Below are 3,120 nucleotides of genomic sequence, written 5' to 3'. Positions count from 1 at the left end.
AATTACCACAGGCCTCACAGCTACAACGGCGGGATCGCCCCTGCGGTGGCCGAAGAAAAACCTAAATCACTGTCCGGTATTAGTTGACCACTACACTGGAGGATGCGACAACTCCACGCCATAATCGGATATAAAGTTAGCTTTACACTTTAGCCCCTTCATATTCCAACCCCAAGATCATCCAATAGCCTCAACTTCGCAGCCCAAAACCCAGAAAGATTTTCACACTCATACACATCTCGGTATATGCTGCCAGCTGCTACCTTTAAATCATCACTACTGGATGCCATCAAACCAAGGAGGTCATCGATTCTTTTTAGGACAGCCGAAACGCTTCCAGCAAAGTGGTCGTCACTTTTCGCCAGCGGCCTGCTAATCTCCAAAATATATCTAAATGAGACCAGTTTTCTGTAATCCTTCTCGTCCAGATGCACCCTGTACTTATCACAGAAAAGGCATCCCTCTTCTTTCCTGCAATCGGGGTTTATGGAAGCATTGAATAACGGGGATGGATTCATGGAGTGGCAGTGCCCCACGGAGAGTGGAGCATCCTTTTTACTATCCGAGATGACGATCTCAGCCTTGTATGAAGATAGAAACTTACCAAGCTCTTTATCTGACTTCTGCTCCGAACCGTCAGCATAATGTCTCAGCATTGTCGCAGGAGAGTTCTGCATTAAAATAACTGAGGTCTTAAATGGAACATTGGCCAGAAGCCAATCCGCCTTGAAGGCCCTCCACATCCGAGTAGACACCTCCATGTCGAGGCCAAAACAACTACGGATCCTGCTGTGGAAATGGTTCGAGAAATTAGACCCGAAAGCTCTTGCCTCCCCTCTCACAACGTTGAAGAATAAAAACGGCGACGCCCCCTTACCCCCGAGATAATCTGATAGATAAGCACGAAGTCGCAAGAAGAGATTGAAAGCCGGAAAGATCCCCGAAGAGAGATAAAAAGTAACCTCTTTGTTGCCCGCCCTACTCTTTAAACCTCTAAAACCGAGACGCTCCCGGGAAAAGTCGTACTCTTCCTCCCAAGGAATTGACAGCATCTGAGCGAGATTCATCCCAGTACTTGCGGAAAAAATCATCAAAAATGACTGCACTGCAAATGTTGCAGCGAAAATTCTTCTCTCGTGAAAATAATCTTCATTGGCCTTATCGATATTTGCCCTGGCTCTTCGAACAGACTGAGCAATGGAGCCAGGAAATCGCGACTCCGACAGCCTGGCAACATCTTTAAGCGATCTTATTTCCCCCTTAATGTAGTCATAACATATATACCTTTTCCCCAGCGCCTTTTTCCCACCAACAGTGGCCGGCCCCGCAATGGGAAGTGCGGTCGGAAAAAACCAGAAGTAATCCTTTCCAATCACGATCTTCTTGGGAAATGGCTCATGGTTTAGTACAAAACCTGATAACTGCGCGAATATTTCTTGGTATGCCTTAAACGCCGTACCGGCGACGTCATCTCCAGGAACCTCTGTTTTTACTACTGCCCCCAGCGAGCGCCTTATCCGGCGCACAGATCTAAAAAGATCCATGTAAGGATCTTCGTATAGAAACCTTCCCACAAGCATAACGACTTGCTGAAATGTGGCAGCTGTATTTCTATTGAGCCGACTCCACCGTACCCTCTGGATAAGATTCTCTGTATACCCAGATACAGCTTCGATAAATTCCGATGGGCCATCCAACCCTTCTGGCTGGCAGTCATCACACCAAGAAACGAAAATTTGGAACTGACTCAGAAAACCTTTGATCGAGTTTTTCGATTTCCCAATAGAGAGATGATATCTAATAAAATCCACAAACCCCGTAACAGCTGCGCCTCTCTGCTTCCTGTAACTGCTCTTTACAACCTCTTTGAGTGCAATTGAGCCAGAGAATTTATTCTGGCCCAGCCGCCGCCTTTCCGTATAACACCAACTCCCAATATCTACAGGATACACATATCCGGGAACCCTGATAGCAACCCTGGAAATATCGAACGAGTCATCGCCTCCATCAACGGGCACACCGTCAATGTCATAAACCTCCACTTCATGCTTAACCCAGGATTCACTCACAGAACCTCCATGCCAGCTATTTCCCTAAGAAACCCCTCATAATCGACCTGCACCCCCTGTTCATACTCACCTCTCCTTGAATACTTCAAATAGCGCTCTGTGGTAGCCAGACTTGAATGCCCCATCCGCTCTCGGATTCGCATAAGAATCTCGAAAATCTCAGGATCCCCCGCCGGATACGTCAGGTTGGAACCACGCCCATTCAGACTTGCCTCTAGCAAATTCATGCCATAGGTAGCCCTTAGGTCATGAAAACGCACATCAGTCCCGAATCCCTCTTTGCGCAGACAAGGGGTTAACTGCTGACGAATAAACTGGCTTACAGAATTTCCTCGTGGCGGCGATCGATATTCACTTGCCAAGGCATCGCACTGAGCGAGGTAATACGGCCTTCCAGTGCGGGTCAGGAAGAGGTACTGATCATTTGCAGGTTCGCAATTATTGAAGGCGCCTCTCACTCTTGAGAGACAACGCGGAGACCGCATGTACACCTGGACTTTCCGGTATAGCCATACCGGAACCAATATCACCATCTGCTTGCCATATTTCGTATCCACCAACGTACCTCGACCAACTTTTATTCGGTACGCAACCGCATTCTTTCTCGGCTCGTCGGCAAAGTTGGATCGCCTTAAGGTAAATACCGTTTGCAACCTGGCTCCTGTTGTCAGCGCCAGAAGGAACGACAGAAGCATTTCGGTATTGCCGATTTTCTGTAAAGCCTCCACAACAGCCACCTGCTCATCCTTTGGCAACGGCCTCAGCTTTCCACCATCCTGGATGTATTCGCCGTACTCTGCCGAGCCCTTAATGGATCGGAATGAACGCGTCAGGTCGGTACTCTTTACGGCCTTACTCCGTAAGAAGCCTCTGGAATCGCTGTATCGCAGCGAAGCATCATTTTCTATCCACAGCGGAAACTCGAACTTCCGACCGTCCCGCTCCAACCATCGGTAGAACTGTAGTGGTCTAATGAATCCGGACACCAACGTAGGGTGGTAAAATCACCACCTTAAGCGAGGTGTCATATGACCAGAAAACGACGATCCTT

Annotated in this window: 2 protein-coding genes; both read right to left on the bottom strand. The window is 48.2% G+C overall.

Annotated elements, in window-relative coordinates; all coding sequences use genetic code 11:
- Positions 1 to 158: 158 nt before the first annotated feature.
- Complete coding sequence (locus C4S63_RS17225) at positions 159 to 2,069, bottom strand: hypothetical protein (protein WP_103918264.1); 1,911 nt, start codon at positions 2,067 to 2,069, stop codon at positions 159 to 161.
- Positions 2,066 to 2,806 carry a site-specific integrase gene (locus tag C4S63_RS17220; protein ID WP_160052795.1) on the bottom strand — a complete coding sequence of 247 codons (741 nt, stop codon included), beginning with the start codon at positions 2,804 to 2,806 and terminating at the stop codon, positions 2,066 to 2,068. Before C4S63_RS17220 ends, C4S63_RS17225 begins: the two co-directional genes overlap by 4 nt.
- Positions 2,807 to 3,120: the final 314 nt, after the last annotated feature.

This window comes from Alcanivorax sp. DSM 26293, from assembly GCF_900107995.1.
GTDB lineage: Bacteria > Pseudomonadota > Gammaproteobacteria > Pseudomonadales > Alcanivoracaceae > Alcanivorax.
Note: the sequence above shows the minus strand (reverse complement) of the source record. Positions and strands in the feature narration are given on the sequence as shown.